This is a genomic window from Pseudomonas sp. S3E17, from assembly GCF_024168685.1.
Lineage (GTDB): Bacteria > Pseudomonadota > Gammaproteobacteria > Pseudomonadales > Pseudomonadaceae > Aquipseudomonas > Aquipseudomonas marginalis.
Window position 1 is genome coordinate 2,280,964 of the sequence record NZ_JALJWE010000001.1, and the last position, 14,220, is coordinate 2,295,183.

General features: G+C 59.6%; 13 protein-coding genes. 11 read left to right on the forward strand and 2 right to left on the reverse strand.

Features of this window, described 5'->3' with window-relative positions:
• The first annotated feature begins 221 nt into the window (after window positions 1-221).
• Complete coding sequence (locus tag J3D60_RS09890) at window positions 222-1,118, forward strand: LysR substrate-binding domain-containing protein (protein ID WP_253491178.1); 897 nt, start codon at window positions 222-224, stop codon at window positions 1,116-1,118.
• Here the strand turns inward: J3D60_RS09890 and J3D60_RS09895 are convergent.
• Window positions 1,088-1,948, reverse strand: coding sequence for a LysR substrate-binding domain-containing protein (locus tag J3D60_RS09895; RefSeq protein ID WP_065940131.1), 861 nt, complete (start codon window positions 1,946-1,948; stop codon window positions 1,088-1,090). The genes J3D60_RS09890 and J3D60_RS09895 overlap by 31 nt on opposite strands.
• Window positions 1,949-2,061: 113 nt before the next feature.
• Between J3D60_RS09895 and J3D60_RS09900 the strand changes: the two genes are divergently transcribed.
• The 3 genes from J3D60_RS09900 to J3D60_RS09910 all read left to right on the forward strand — a co-directional run bounded on the left by J3D60_RS09900 (window position 2,062) and on the right by J3D60_RS09910 (window position 4,715).
• On the forward strand, window positions 2,062-3,171 hold the full coding sequence (locus tag J3D60_RS09900; protein ID WP_065940132.1) for a 2-aminoethylphosphonate--pyruvate transaminase: 1,110 nt from the start codon (window positions 2,062-2,064) through the stop codon (window positions 3,169-3,171).
• Window positions 3,172-3,198: 27 nt separating this feature from the next.
• Window positions 3,199-4,026 (forward strand): phosphonoacetaldehyde hydrolase, encoded by an 828-nt coding sequence (phnX, locus tag J3D60_RS09905; RefSeq protein WP_065940133.1) that lies wholly within the window; start codon window positions 3,199-3,201, stop codon window positions 4,024-4,026.
• Window positions 4,027-4,139: 113 nt separating this feature from the next.
• Window positions 4,140-4,715 (forward strand): cytochrome b, encoded by a 576-nt coding sequence (locus J3D60_RS09910; RefSeq protein WP_065940134.1) that lies wholly within the window; start codon window positions 4,140-4,142, stop codon window positions 4,713-4,715.
• 61 nt (window positions 4,716-4,776) lie between these two features.
• Here the strand turns inward: J3D60_RS09910 and ispC are convergent, their stop codons facing one another.
• Entirely contained in the window at window positions 4,777-5,943 is a 1,167-nt protein-coding gene (gene ispC / locus J3D60_RS09915; RefSeq protein WP_065940135.1) for a 1-deoxy-D-xylulose-5-phosphate reductoisomerase, read from the reverse strand.
• Between the two features lie 314 nt (window positions 5,944-6,257).
• Here ispC and idi point away from each other — a divergent pair, with 314 nt between their 5' ends.
• The 7 genes from idi (at window position 6,258) to ispH (ending at window position 14,213) form a co-directional block, all read left to right on the forward strand.
• Window positions 6,258-6,803 carry an isopentenyl-diphosphate Delta-isomerase gene (gene idi, locus J3D60_RS09920; protein ID WP_253491180.1) on the forward strand — a complete coding sequence of 182 codons (546 nt, stop codon included), beginning with the start codon at window positions 6,258-6,260 and terminating at the stop codon, window positions 6,801-6,803.
• Between the two features lie 30 nt (window positions 6,804-6,833).
• Window positions 6,834-8,738, forward strand: coding sequence for a 1-deoxy-D-xylulose-5-phosphate synthase (dxs, locus tag J3D60_RS09925; protein ID WP_253491182.1), 1,905 nt, complete (start codon window positions 6,834-6,836; stop codon window positions 8,736-8,738).
• Complete coding sequence (locus tag J3D60_RS09930; protein ID WP_253491185.1) at window positions 8,735-9,706, forward strand: cyclopropane-fatty-acyl-phospholipid synthase family protein; 972 nt, start codon at window positions 8,735-8,737, stop codon at window positions 9,704-9,706. Before dxs ends, J3D60_RS09930 begins: the two co-directional genes overlap by 4 nt.
• A 124-nt stretch (window positions 9,707-9,830) precedes the next feature.
• Entirely contained in the window at window positions 9,831-11,009 is a 1,179-nt protein-coding gene (locus tag J3D60_RS09935) for a Rieske 2Fe-2S domain-containing protein (protein WP_253491187.1), read from the forward strand.
• Between the two features lie 168 nt (window positions 11,010-11,177).
• Entirely contained in the window at window positions 11,178-12,101 is a 924-nt protein-coding gene (locus J3D60_RS09940; RefSeq protein ID WP_253491188.1) for a cyclopropane-fatty-acyl-phospholipid synthase family protein, read from the forward strand.
• Window positions 12,102-12,114: 13 nt separating this feature from the next.
• Window positions 12,115-13,128, forward strand: coding sequence for a terpene synthase family protein (locus J3D60_RS09945; protein ID WP_253491190.1), 1,014 nt, complete (start codon window positions 12,115-12,117; stop codon window positions 13,126-13,128).
• A gap of 155 nt (window positions 13,129-13,283) precedes the next feature.
• Window positions 13,284-14,213: a 4-hydroxy-3-methylbut-2-enyl diphosphate reductase gene (gene ispH / locus J3D60_RS09950; RefSeq protein WP_253491193.1), complete on the forward strand. Its 930-nt coding sequence runs from the start codon at window positions 13,284-13,286 to the stop codon at window positions 14,211-14,213.
• Window positions 14,214-14,220: the final 7 nt, after the last annotated feature.

Below are 14,220 nucleotides of genomic sequence, written 5' to 3' on the forward strand. Positions count from 1 at the left end.
CGAGAAGCGAATGCCTGTTGTTTTTATGGTTGAGCACTGCAATGCCGAGCCTTGGATGGCGCGGCATTGGTCAGATGGGTCCGGTGTCCAAGAGCCCATGGCCCCGTAGGTTGTAGGACTCAACCTACGGGGGTTGAGGCGTATCAAAGCAATGGCTGACTAATAGGTAAAATCGATTTATCGTATTTCAAATATAAGTTCAGCTTTTAAGAGGATTCGCGATGTCGGTGTCCCACGCACAGCTCAAAGCGTTCCATGCCGTCGCCGTCCACGGCAGTTTCACCCAGGCCGCCGAACGGTTGTTCCTGACGCAACCGGCGATTTCCGACCAGGTGCGCAAACTCGAAGAGCGCTTCGGCGTGCTGTTGTTTCATCGCAACAAGCGCTCGGTGCGCCTGACCGACCTGGGCGAACGCCTGCTGAGCATCACCCAGCGCCTGTTTGTGATCGAAGCCGAAGCCGAGGAACTGTTGCAGGACTCCCGCGCATTGCTTACCGGCACCCTCACCCTCGCCGTGGATGCCCCGGTGCATGTGCTGCCGCAGATCGCGCGCTTTTGCCAGCTGTACCCGGGGATCAGCGTGAAGATCGAAACCGGCAACACCGATGAATCGCTGTCTCGCCTGTACAACTACCAGGCCGACCTGGCCTTGCTGGGCCGCGACGTCGACGATGAGCGCCTGCTGTCGCTGCCGTTGCCCGACGACCAATTGCTCGCCTTTGTCGCACGCAACCACCCCTGGGCCGGGCGCGCGTCCATCTGCCTGGCCGACCTGGACGACACGCCGCTGGTGTTGCGCGAAATCGGCTCGGTCACCCGCCAGACCCTGGAGCAGGAAATGAGCCAGGCAGGCTTGCGCATTCGCCCGGCGATCCAGGTGGAGGGCCGCGAGGCCGCCCGTGAAGCGGTGGTGGTGGGCATCGGCGTGGGCGTGGTCTCGGCGGCGGAGTTCGGCGCCGACTCGCGGGTATACGCCATGCCGATCCGCGATTGCAGCCAGCGCATGAAAGAAACCCTGGTGTGCCTCAAGGAACAGAGTTCACGCCGGGTGGTGGCGACGTTCCTGGAGATCGTACGCGACAGCCTTCAGCCCGGCGCCAACTCGAAAACCGCCTGAATCAGGCGCAACGAGCGGCGCCGCTCCATGCAACCGAGCAGGTGCCGGTTGACCAGCCCCTCGCCCTGAATCGGCACCGCCTGCACCCGTGGGTCGGGGCTGACTTCCATGGACGAGACCACGCCCACCCCCAGCTCAGCGGCGACGGCTTCGGTCACCGCCTCGCGGCTGTCCAGCTCCAGCAGCACCTTGGGCTGCACATTCGCGGCCATGCAGGCCTCATCGAAGGTACGCCGGGTGATGGAACTGGGCTCGCGCAGCACCATGATCACCTCGTTGAGTTGCTCAAGGCGAATACCCTCGGGTTGCTGCGCCCACGCATGACTGGCCGGCACCAATGCGCACATCCGCGACTCGCTCAACGGTTGCAGGTGCAGACCGTTGCGCGGTTCCACTTCGGTGAGTACCGCCACATCCGCATGCTCGGACAACAGCGCGGCAAGGGTTTCCTGGGCATTGCCCAGGCGCAGGTTGACGGTAATCCCGGGGTAGCGCGCGCGCAGGCTGGCAATCATCGGCATCACCAGGTGCGGGCCGTCCGCCGCGACTTCCAGGCGCCCGCTCAGCAGTTGGCGGTTGGCCTCCAGCATCGTCTGGGCTTCGTCCACCAGGCCAAAGATCGCCCGTGTGATCGCCGCCAGCCGCGCGCCCTCTTCGGTCAACTCCACCCGCCGTGCGGTGCGGCGCAGCAAAGGGATCTGGTAGTGCTCCTCCAGGGCCTTGATATGCCCGGTCACCGCCGGTTGGCTGATGAACAGCCGCGCGGCAGCACGGGTAAAACTGCCCTCACGGGCCACGGCGTCGAACGCGCGCAGTTGGAACAGGTTCATGGTTATCGGCCTCACTGATAGCTCGCATAACAACAAACAATTTGATTGATGACAAGCCAAACTGCAATTTAGGCGCCGTAGCTTCACCCCCCGATGCCTTGCGAGGACTTGAGATGACCACTGCCGCGCCGATCCTGCTGACCCCCGGCCCCCTGACCACATCGAACCGCACCCGCCGGGCCATGATGGTGGACTGGGGTTCATGGGATGACCGCTTCAACCAACTCACCGCCAGCGTCTGCGCGCAATTGCTGGCGATCCTCCACGGCGAAGGCAGCCACCATTGCGTGCCGTTGCAAGGCAGCGGCACCTTTGCGGTCGAGGCCGCCATCGGCACCCTGGTACCGCGTGACGGCAAGGTGCTGGTGCTGATCAACGGCGCCTACGGCAAGCGCCTGGCCAGGATCTGCGAAGTGCTCGGCCGTGATGTCAGCACCTTTGAGACCGCCGAAGACCAGCCCACCACCGCGGCCGATGTGGACCGCCTGCTGGCGGCAGACAGCGCCATCACCCACGTTGCGTTGATCCACTGCGAAACCAGCACCGGCATTCTCAACCCGCTGCCGCAGATCGCCGAGGTCGTCAAACACCACGGCAAGCGCCTGATCATCGACGCCATGAGCTCCTTCGGTGCGCTGCCGATCGATGCCCGCGAAGTGCCGTTCGACGCACTGATCGCCGCCTCCGGCAAGTGCCTGGAAGGCGTGCCGGGCATGGGCTTCGTCTTCGCGAACAAACAGGCGCTGGCCGCCGCCCAGGGCAACTGCCATTCCCTGGCGATGGACCTGTTCGACCAGCACAGCTACATGACCAAGACCGGCCAATGGCGCTTTACCCCGCCGACCCATGTGGTCGCCGCCCTGCACGAAGCGCTGCTGCAATACCAGGAAGAAGGCGGCCTGCCCGCGCGCCACCGACGCTATGCCGACAACTGCCAGGCATTGCTCGACGGCATGGCCGCACTGGGCCTGCGCAGCTTCCTGCCGGCGGCGATCCAGGCCCCGATCATCGTGACCTTTCACGCACCGCAGGACCCGCGCTACCAGTTCAAGGACTTCTACGAACGGGTCAAGGCCAAGGGTTTCATTCTGTACCCCGGCAAATTGACCCAGGTGGAGACGTTCCGCGTGGGCTGCATCGGCCATGTCGATGCGCAAGGGATGCGCGCAGCGGTCAAGGCGATCGCCGAGGTGCTGGAAGAAATGGAAGTGTCGGACATCTGATTGCCCCTTACCCACAGGATCTGAACCATGAACTATCAAAACCCCAACACCCTCCAGGCCGTCATCCTCGACTGGGCCGGCACCGTGGTCGACTTCGGCTCTTTCGCCCCCACGCAGATTTTCGTCGAGGCCTTCGCCGAATTCGATGTGCAGGTTTCCATCGAAGAAGCCCGTGGCCCGATGGGCATGGGCAAGTGGGACCATATCCGCACCCTGTGCGACCAGCCGCAAGTCGCCGAGCGCTACCGCCAGGCGTTCGGCCGCACGCCCACCGATGACGACGTGACCGCCATCTACCAGCGCTTCATGCCGTTGCAGATCGAGAAAATCGCCGAGCACTCGGCGCTGATCCCCGGTGCCCTCGAGACCATCGGCCAGCTGCGCGGGCAAGGCATCAAGATCGGCTCCTGCTCGGGCTATCCCAAGCAAGTCATGGATAAGGTGGTCGCCCTGGCCGCCACCAACGGCTACGTCGCCGACCACGTGGTCGCCACCGACGAAGTGCCCAACGGCCGCCCATGGCCAGCCCAGGCACTCGCCAACGTGATCGCCCTGGGCATCGACGATGTGGCGGCGTGCGTCAAGGTCGACGACACCGTGCCGGGCATCCTCGAAGGCCGTCGCGCCGGGATGTGGACCGTGGCCCTGACCTGCTCCGGCAACGCCCTGGGCCTGACCTACGCGCAGTTTCGCGCCCTCGACGCCGCGACGCTGGCCAGCGAACGCACGCGTATCGAAGCGATGTTCGCAGGCTCGCGCCCCCATTACCTGATCGACACCATTACCGACCTGCCGGCCGTCATCGCCGACATCAACCAGCGCCTGGCCCGTGGCGAAATGCCGCAAACCAACTGATAGAGGTCAAGACAACGACATCGCACCGGGCAAACCGCGCAAAACAGGCTTACAGTAAAAGGACTTCGTCGCCAAAGAACGAAGGTTCGCCCTGATGAGTGAGGAACCCAGCGATGCCGTGGAAAAATTCCGATACGCGCTACAGCACCATGTCGATTGCGCTGCACTGGTTGATGGTGGTGCTACTGGCGGTGGTCTACGCCTGCATTGAGTTACGCGGACAGTTCCCCAAAGGCAGCGGTGCACGGACGTTGATCGTCGAGATGCACTTCATGTTCGGCCTCACCGTGTTTGTGCTGGTGTGGCTGCGCCTGTTCGCGCGCAGCCTGGGGGTTGCCCCCAAGATCGTCCCCGCCCCGCCACAATGGCAAAGCCTGCTGGCCACGCTGATGCACTTCGCGCTGTACGCCTTGATGATCGGCATGCCGATTGCCGGTTGGCTGATCGTCAGTGCCGAGGGGCATTCGGTGATGTTCTATGGGATCGAGCTGCCGCCGCTGATCGCCGAAAACAAGGCGCTGGCCAAAGAGATTGAAGGCTGGCATGTGTGGTTCGGCAAGGTCGGTTACTGGCTGATCGGGCTGCATGCGGTGGCGGGGATCTTTCATCATTATGTGATGCGTGATAACACGGCGTTGCGGATGATGCCGGGCAGGCGTGGCGGGTCCTTCACCCAGTCGACTGACTGATCCTTTAGCAAATAGCCAAAGCCCGCAGGGTCTTCCATGCGGGCTGCGGAGGCGTCTCGGTCTATAACAAAGCAATTGACTCACGGCTGACGGCGCGTGCCTGTTCGTCCTTGTCCAGAATATCCTCCAGTGAATCAAGCGTTGTTGCGGTAACGCGCTGCAAGGTATGGCGAATAACCCTTTCGATATCCGTAAAACGAATGCGTGAAGACAAAAAGGCGTCCACCGCTACTTCATTGGAAGCATTTAATATAACGCTGGCCTCTGGATGCTCATTAATCACCGCCATTGCCAACTCAAGACAGGGAAACCGTTGCAGATCAGGCTCTTCAAACGTCAACCCGGATAATTGGGTCAAATCCAACGAGGGCACGCCAGACAGCACGCGATGGGGATAGCCCAATGCATGGGCAATGGGAGTGCGCATATCCGGGCGACCCAACTGAGCCAACACGGACTGATCTCGAAATACCACCATGGAGTGAACGATACTCTGGGGGTGTATCAAGGCTTCTATGCGGGATGGCGCAATGTCAAACAGCCAACGAGCCTCAATGATCTCCAGGCCTTTGTTAATCATCGTCGCCGAATCAACGGAAATCTTACGGCCCATCACCCAATTGGGATGCGCACAGGCTTCTTTTGGCGTGACGTCCTTCAGAGAGGCAACGGAGCGCGTCCTGAACGGGCCTCCCGACGCCGTGAGGATCAAACGATCCACCCCGACCAGGCCATCACGGCTGCCTTGCAGGCATTGGAAAATTGCATTGTGTTCGCTGTCGATTGGCAAGATAAGCGCGCCTGACTCACGGGACGTGTCCATGAACAATGCGCCTGACATAACCAGCGCTTCCTTGTTCGCCAGCAGTATTTTTTTACCGGCCCTGGCCGCACTCAATGTGGGCAGGAGCCCGGCCGCCCCGACAATCGCAGCGACCACCGTATCGCACTCTCCGGCGCTGGCGGCACATAAGGCGTCCAGGCCACATCCGACCTCTGTGGGCAATTGCGCCGCTTGAAGATGGGCCTGAAGCTCAATGGCGTGATGCGGCTCACTGACAATTGCCAGCGCGGGCTTATACCTCAAACACTGCTTAAACAACTTTTCGATATTGCGATGCGCACTTAACGCATACACGACAAATGCATCCGGATTACCTGCGACTACCGCTAAAGTACTGTCGCCAATGGCCCCGGTAGAACCGAGAATACAAAGGCGCTGCAACATAGCTCCACCCTCTAGTCTCTTTACACGCAAAACTCACCCTTTCGATTTTGGCACCTGCACCTTAACCGCCTATAAAATTTAGCTATATATTTTCATATAAAAAACAATAAACCCGTCACTCAACGCGCACAACACCATATATAACAACTCGCAATTACTTAAGAAAAACACAGCAAATCCATTCTAAAAAAATGCTTGAAAAGTAAAACCCCACCCACTAAGTTTCGCCCTACCCGTGTACCTGTCTGCTGTTCACTACATTATCTTTCCCGCCGTAACCCTGTAGCGAAGACACAATGGATGGAGCCTTCGTTATGAGCGAGTTACTGATTCTGGTCGATCGACACGACCGTAAAAAAGGCTGTGCCCCCAAATTGGAGGCCCATCGCACAGGCCAGTTGCATCGAGCGTTTTCGGTGTTCATCTTCGATGACGCAGGCCGTTTGTTGCTGCAACAACGGGCATTCGGCAAATACCACTCTCAAGGCTTGTGGACCAACACCTGCTGCGGTCACCCCCGCCCCGGCGAACGGACCAAGACGGCGGCAGAACGCCGCCTGCGGGAAGAGATGGGAATAACCTGCTCCCTGCGCAAAGTCTCCACCCTGCTTTATCGCGAGCCGATTTCAAACCAGCTCATTGAGCATGAGTTCGATCACATCTTCGTTGGCGTCAACCCTGGCGATCCAATTGCCAATCCCAACGAAGCTCATGCGTGGCAATGGACGACGCTTGCACAGATCCATGCACGCATCAACGCCGCTCCCGGCACCTTCACTGTCTGGTTCCGACGGATATTCGAGTCCATTGGACTGGCGGGCGTGCACGCCTGGAAAGAGCTGGCGCCCGCCAATCGTTAGGGCTAACTGGCGCCAACCGGAGTGTTCACCATGTTCGAACTACTCAATACCATCGACATACCCGAAGATTTACGGGCGCTGCACCCCAATGCGCTTGGGCCTCTGGCCGATGAGCTGCGGGCCTTCATACTGCATAGCGTTGCAAAGACCGGCGGCCATCTGTCCGCGAATCTGGGCACCGTCGAATTGAGCATCGCCTTGCATTATGTGTTCGACACCCCCACGGACCGGCTTGTATGGGATGTGGGGCATCAGGCCTACGCGCATAAAATCCTCACCGGTCGCCGTGAAGCCATGGCCGGCATCCGTCAGTCGGGTGGCATCTCGGGGTTCCCGAGGCGCAGCGAATCGCGCTATGACGCCTTTGGCACCGCACATTCCAGCACTTCGATTTCGGCGACCCTGGGCATGGCATTGGCCGCCCACCTCAAAGGCGAGCGTCACCACTGCATTGCGGTGATCGGCGACGGAGCCCTGTCGGGCGGCATGGCGTTCGAAGCCATGAACAATGCCGGGCTGTACAGGGACTTGCCGTTACTGGTGATCCTCAATGACAACGCCATGTCGATTTCACCTGCCGTCGGTGCCCTGTGTTCTCACCTGGGCCAACTCCGGTTCAACCGCTGCGCCATCAAGCTCGAAGGGCTCGCTGCTCCGGCACCGATGTTCGAGGCGCTGGGATTCCAGTATCACGGTCCCATCAACGGGCATGATCTGGACGAATTGCTGCCCGCCCTGTCAGCCATGCGTAACCTGCGCGGGCCGCAACTGCTGCACATCATCACGGAAAAGGGCCACGGCTATTCACCGGCCGCCACTGACCCGGTGCTCTATCACGGCCCCGGAAAGTTCGAACCGGCTCAAGGCATCCTTCCCGGCACGCCAGGCAGCCCCACCTATACACAGGTATTTGGCCAATGGCTGTGTGACGAGGCGCAAAACGATCCGCGCGTCGTCGCCATTACTCCCGCCATGCGCGAAGGTTCGGGGCTGGTTGAATTTGAACGACGTTTCCCGGATCGCTACTTCGATGTCGGCATCGCCGAGCAACACGCCCTGACCTTCGCCGCCGGGCTTGCCGCCGAAGGCATGAAGCCAGTAGTCGCGATCTACTCGACCTTCCTGCAACGCGCCTATGACCAGTTGATTCACGACATCGCCATTCAAAATCTGCCAGTGGTATTCGCCATCGACCGGGCAGGTATCGTCGGTGCCGACGGCGCCACCCACAACGGGGCCTTTGATATTGCTTATCTGCGCTGTGTGCCCAACCTGACGATCATGGCGCCTGCCGATGAAAATGAATGTCGGCAGATGTTGCATACCGCGTTGCTCCAGGACGGGCCAACCGCCGTGCGTTATCCACGCGGGAAAGGCAATTCAGTCACTGCGCTACCTACGCTGATGCCCCTACCGATTGGCAAAGGCGAAGTCCGGCGCACCACAAGCCAACCTGCGGGGTACCGCGTTGCCATCCTGGCTTTTGGCTCGATGGTTGCGCCAGCATCGATCGCCGCAGAGCAGTTAAACGCGACCGTCGCAAACATACGGTTCATCAAGCCACTCGATGAGCAACTCATTCAGGACCTGGCTCTCACGCATGACGCACTCGTCACCATCGAGGAGGGTTGCATAGCCGGCGGTGCAGGCTCGGCCTGCCTCGAAGCGCTCGCTGCCAAACATATCCAGACACCGTGCCTGCAACTCGGTTTAACCGATGAGTTCGTCCTGCATGGCGAAACTACCGAGCTGCTCTCAACTTGCAGTCTCGATGCAGCCGGCATCGAGACATTAATAAGGCACTTTGTGGAACGCCTCGGCACGGTCGCGCTGAACAATAGTCAGCTCTCCGCAGTGGCGCAGCCAGGAATGGTTACCTCTTCATCATTCGTATCGACCAGCAATTCGGCTCTGCGTCGCGGAGGATTACAATGAACCAGCCCACCATCAATCACAACCATCCACTGCCGCCCGTGACTGTCCGCCATGGAAGTGCCGCAGCGCCCTACCACATACTCCGAGGGTCTGAGACCAGTGGATACGAAGGTAAGGTCATCTACACCTACCAGGACGACCCTGAGGATTGGCGCAAGGCGATCGGAGATCGTCTGATGTTTCAGTTCGGCGTCTACGACGACCCTCGCTCGCGGCCGCCGATCTCACCCGATGAGTCAGGACTGCGCTATTTCGATCGGCAGATGGAGCTGGCAGGGTACGATCGCAGCGACTTTGGACCAGTCAATAGGATCCTTGATGTCGGCTGCGGATGGGGCTTTGGTCTCAAATACCTGGCCGACCGCTTTCCCTCCTGCTCAAGGCTGGACGGTATCAACGTCAGCCACAGGCAACTGGAGCACTGTTCCAAATATCATGCTGAGCACGGGCTGAGCGAACGGATCAATCTGTATCTCTGCAACGCTCAGGACGTCGATCTTTTGCCCAACTCCGACGAACTCTACGATCTGGTTACGATTCGGGGTGTCATATCGCACTTCCCGAATGATCTCTATGAGAGGTCCATGGCGAAACTCGCTTCCCGGCTCAGACCAGGCGCTACCGTGATCATCTCCGACAATCTCTACAACCTGCCGCTCGACCAATACCAGTCGGATACCGACGACGATGTCGATCGACTCGCCTGCAAGTATCGCAAGACACCGGAATATTTCCGGCAAGTCATCGAGCAGAGCGGCCTCGATGTGGTGGATATGCGCGTCCTGCCTGAGAACATTGACGTTGCTCGCTGGTTCATGGACGTCAAGAAAAACATCGAGACTCATTTCACGGTGGACACTATTCCGCCACCGCTTGAGGAGTTGCGCGTGATGGCGGTGAATGTCTCGGTAGCGCTGATTAAGAACCAGTTCTCGACTTACAGCGTCATCGCCCGCCGCGCCTTCTAACGAAAGCTATGCGCCGTAGGACGAAAGACTAAAGCCCCCAAAAAAGGTCCTGGCAGCGTCAATGGTCAACGACTTTTCACTAGCTCGCCGTGTCAATCACGAGACCGTCATTACAGGAGTTCAAATGTCTGACATCCCAGCACAAGAGCTGTCCGACGTCTTGGCGATGGAAAAGGAGGACCGCCTTTGTGAGTCTTCCCCGCCCGAGGTCATCTGCACCGGCAACGCCCATTCCCCCGCGTCGAACAAGCGCAGCGCCATTGGGGATATGCGCGTTCCACTACCTTATCCCGACGGCTGGTTTCGCGTCTGCTTCAGCCGTGATCTCAAACGAGGTGCAGTACTCACTGTTCCATTCATGGGCCAGGAATTAGTGCTTTATCGCACAATCTCAGGCCGCGCCAGTGCCATCGATCCCTATTGTCCCCACTTGGGGGCTCACCTCGGAGGGGGCAAAGTACAGGGCGAAGAGCTGGTTTGTCCGTTCCATGGCCTAGCCTTCGGACTGGATGGCAGTTGCTTACGCAACGGGGATGGCGCAAAGCCCTATGGTGTGTCGCTCACCACACGCCATATGAGAGAAATCAATGGTGCGGTGATGGTGTGGGCCGACCACCAGAACCGACCTCCAAACTGGGAAGTGCCGAAATGGAACTTAAGCGCGTTCACGGCCCCCCCCCAATACACCAGCCAGGATCTGAACGGCTACTGCCAGGACACTGGGGAAAACAGCGTCGACCTGGTCCATTTCGGCTGGTTGCATGGCCTCACAGAACCCGCGATGACCCACGAGGCGGGTGATTACTGGTTTGAAACCACCCTCACCGCCAGCTGGAAGGGGCAACCGATGCGCATGCGTATGCGGCAGATTGGCCTGGGGCATGTACAAGCCGTCAGCGAGATGACTCGGATTGGTTTTCGCCTCACCACCATGCTGTATTCCACCCCTACCGCGCCGATGAAGTGGACCATGAGCTGGATCGACATGATGGAACTCGATCTCTTCGAGCGCTGGCCCATGCCGATCAGAAAAGTGGCATATGGCGTGCTGGCACCGCTCGCGAAACGCTGGCTGGTGACCTTCACCCAGGCCGACAATCCCATCTGGAATGCACGCGCCTACCTTGATCACCCGCGGCTGATGAAGGGCGACAAAGGGATCGCAGCTTTTCGTCGATGGGCGACACGATTCTATCCGGCGCGGTCCACCAACGTGCCGGAAGATTCCAACCACCCGATCGCGTCGGCCGAACTCATACATCCGCCTTCGAAAGTCCACCACTCGGTGGCCACCAAACCCTAGGTCTTTCATAGGAGCACTCGATGAACACCACAACAACCCTACGCGTCGGCTCGCCTGCATCACTGTCATTCCACGTGCTCCAGGGTGACGCGGCCAATCCGGGATCGACTGCCTCGATCTCGTTCACCCTAGTACGACGCCCTTAATTCTATTCCAGGAGAATCCGCTATGCAGGTACACAAAAATGCGGTTGTTATCGACGTCATCCGCGGGGCCACTGCCGACGACTACCAGACCAAAATCGAAAGCGTATACGCCGATCCCCCAGAAGACTGGCGCAAGGTAATCGGTAATGAGTTCTGGTATCAGTACGGCGTATTCGACGACAAGATGGACACGAACAGTCTTGCGCTCGACGCATCCGGACGGCGGCACATGGAGTACCAGTTCGAACTGGCCGAACAGGCGGGTGCAGACGTCTCTTCGCAATCCATCCGAAGGGCCATCGACATCGGCTGCGGCTGGGGGCCGGTGCTGGGTTTCCTGGCCAAACGTTACCCGCACTGCGAGCGCATCGACGGTGTCAACGTCAGCCGCCCCCAGTTGGAGTATGCCAGCCAGGTGATCGCCCGTGAGGGCTTGGCGGCCAGAGTTCGGCTGTATCTGTGCAATGCCAAGGACATTGGCACGTTGCCTGACCCGGAGCTGCCCTACGACCTCGCCATTTTCCGAGGCAGTCTTTTCCACTTCACGCCGCAGGTTCTGCAGCAAACCCTGCAATCGTTGGCGCAGCGCACGCGTACCGGCGGCACGGTAATCATTTCCGAGAGCCTCTATAAAGTGGACCTGGCGACCTACCAGTCGTTTATCCCCGACAACATAGATCGCGCCGCCTCAGGCCATCGCAAGACGCCGGATAGCCTGCAAAAAGCCCTGGAAGACAACGGCTTTGAAATTATCGACAGGCGCATTGCTCCCTCCAATGAGGAGGTGATTCATTGGTACGGGCTCGTCAAGGACAACCTCGACGCGCACTACCCCGACAGCCATAACCCCAACTTCTCCGAGCTGCGAGATATCGCAATCAACTTTTCGGACGCGTTGCGAAAAGACAAGGCATCCTCATTCAGTTTCATCGCACGTAAGCGCTGAAAAGGAGCAAATCATGAGTCATTCTGTACAGGCCCTCGCGCCTCAGGTGAGCTTCTACATTCCGGAGATGTACTGCAGCGTCCTCCCCAGGATTCACCCGGACTATCCGATCATCGACGAACGCAATGCCGCCTGGGTCCGCGAGTTCCTTCCGTTCACCGACGAGGCAGCACTGCTTCGCTTCCTGCGGCTTCGTCTTCCGATGTGGGACAGCCTGATACTCCCTGTGGGATCGGCCGACCGTCTCGTTCAGACCTCATGCGTGACCAGTCTTATCCTGGCCATCGACGACATGCCCCTAGGCCGGCATGCAATGTTCCATGACGGCGAAGTTGCGTTGGTGGAAGGACATCCTTTCGCCCATGCCGCACAGGACATCTTTGGCAAACTCCGGCAGCAGATGCCCGCACCGGTGTATCGCCGTTATTGCCAGGAGTGGCAGGCCTGGTTCGAAAGCGTGGAAGAAGAAGCCAGGCTGGTCGCCACCGGAACGGTGCTACCGTTCGACGAATTTCTTGAACTGCGCCACCCGAACACAGGCCTCTTTCCCTCCTTCCCGGTGGCCGAGTTTCTCTACGACCTCGATCTGACTGAGTTACTGGCGCAGGACCAGGAACTGAGGTTGGCCATTAAGGCCACCAACGAACACGTCGGTCTGGTCAACGACATCCTTTCTCACCGTAAGGAGCATACCGCCGGCGTGACCCTCAATGCGATGGAAAGCCTGCGCATGGCGCATGGCCACAACGCGCAGGAAGCTGCTGACATCCTGTGCCAACGCATCCGCGATGCTGACCGCACCCGCGTTGAACTCTGCGAAGTATTGCGTCGCCGCTACGCCAATCGCCCGGATGCCGATCGTATCGGCATGTACTTGAATGGTTTGGGTCAGATCTGCGCGGGCAATTTACGCTGGCTGCTGGAAAACGACCGGTACGTGGACAGCCGGGGTAAGGGTTGGGACTGGACCCGCTCACGACACATCGTACTCGATCCCGAACCGGCATTTGTCCGCGTGGAGAGCTGACATGCCCCATACAGCGCGGCTATTTCCGGCGCGGTGCAGCTTCGGATAGTTGCCCAGGTCGAAGCGCTCGGGTTCCCGGCCGATGCGCCTCTGGCCCGTTTCGGCAGCTTAGCCCTCACCGTCGACCCTCGAACCACTGACTCCAGAGGTGCGCCATGAAAGTCATCCTCGCCCAACCCCGGGGCTTCTGCGCCGGTGTCGTTCGGGCAGTCGAAACGGTTGAACAAGCCCTGGAGCAGTTCGGCGCGCCGGTGTATGTGCGTCACGAGATCGTACACAACCAACATGTGGTGCAGACCCTGCGCAACAAAGGTGCGCGGTTTGTCGAAGCGTTGGATGAAGTACCCGAAAATGCAGTGACCATCTTCAGTGCCCATGGCGTGGCCTCTGACGTGGAGAGCGAGGCCCGTGAGCGGCAATTACGGGTCCTGGACGCCACCTGCCCGCTGGTGACCAAGGTGCACAATCACGGCCGTCAATACGCCGTCCGGGGCTACCAGTTGATTTTGATTGGAGAAGCCGAACACCCCGAAGTCATTGGCACAATGGGGCAGATACCCGCCCCCGTCGCTCTGGTGCGTAACGTGGCAGAAGCCCAGGCCCTGACGTTCCCGGAGCACACGCCAATGGCCTATATCACCCAAACCACCCTGAGCGTCGACGACACACGCGCTGTCGTCGAAGCACTCAAGCAGCGCTACCCGCAGATCGTCGGCCCCGATACCCGGGACATCTGTTATGCCGTACAGAATCGTCAGACCGCCGTACGTGCGCTGAGTCTATGTACCGATCTGGTTCTGGTGGTGGGCAGCGTCAAAAGCGCCAACGCCATGACCTTGTGTGATATTGCGGGCGCCCATGGAAAGCCCAGCTACTTGATTGCCAATGGCAACGCAATTCGCCGTGAGTGGTTTGACGAGAGAACAACCGTCGGGATTACCGCCGGTGCCTCGACGCCGGAAGCACTGGTTGACGATGTCATCGCCGCCCTGGCACGCATCGGGCCGCTGGAAATCGAAACCCTGCCAGGCCGTGAAGAACATGTGCAATTCCGCCTGCCTACCGGATTGATTGCGCGTCAGTAAGGCACGC

Coding starts and splice junctions, on each gene's coding strand:
- J3D60_RS09890 (WP_253491178.1), top strand. CDS start 222: ATGTCGGTGTCCCACGCACAGCTCAAAGCGTTCCATGCCGTCGCCGTC.
- J3D60_RS09895 (WP_065940131.1), bottom strand. CDS start 1,948: ATGAACCTGTTCCAACTGCGCGCGTTCGACGCCGTGGCCCGTGAGGGC.
- J3D60_RS09900 (WP_065940132.1), top strand. CDS start 2,062: ATGACCACTGCCGCGCCGATCCTGCTGACCCCCGGCCCCCTGACCACA.
- phnX (WP_065940133.1), top strand. CDS start 3,199: ATGAACTATCAAAACCCCAACACCCTCCAGGCCGTCATCCTCGACTGG.
- J3D60_RS09910 (WP_065940134.1), top strand. CDS start 4,140: ATGCCGTGGAAAAATTCCGATACGCGCTACAGCACCATGTCGATTGCG.
- ispC (WP_065940135.1), bottom strand. CDS start 5,943: ATGTTGCAGCGCCTTTGTATTCTCGGTTCTACCGGGGCCATTGGCGAC.
- idi (WP_253491180.1), top strand. CDS start 6,258: ATGAGCGAGTTACTGATTCTGGTCGATCGACACGACCGTAAAAAAGGC.
- dxs (WP_253491182.1), top strand. CDS start 6,834: ATGTTCGAACTACTCAATACCATCGACATACCCGAAGATTTACGGGCG.
- J3D60_RS09930 (WP_253491185.1), top strand. CDS start 8,735: ATGAACCAGCCCACCATCAATCACAACCATCCACTGCCGCCCGTGACT.
- J3D60_RS09935 (WP_253491187.1), top strand. CDS start 9,831: ATGTCTGACATCCCAGCACAAGAGCTGTCCGACGTCTTGGCGATGGAA.
- J3D60_RS09940 (WP_253491188.1), top strand. CDS start 11,178: ATGCAGGTACACAAAAATGCGGTTGTTATCGACGTCATCCGCGGGGCC.
- J3D60_RS09945 (WP_253491190.1), top strand. CDS start 12,115: ATGAGTCATTCTGTACAGGCCCTCGCGCCTCAGGTGAGCTTCTACATT.
- ispH (WP_253491193.1), top strand. CDS start 13,284: ATGAAAGTCATCCTCGCCCAACCCCGGGGCTTCTGCGCCGGTGTCGTT.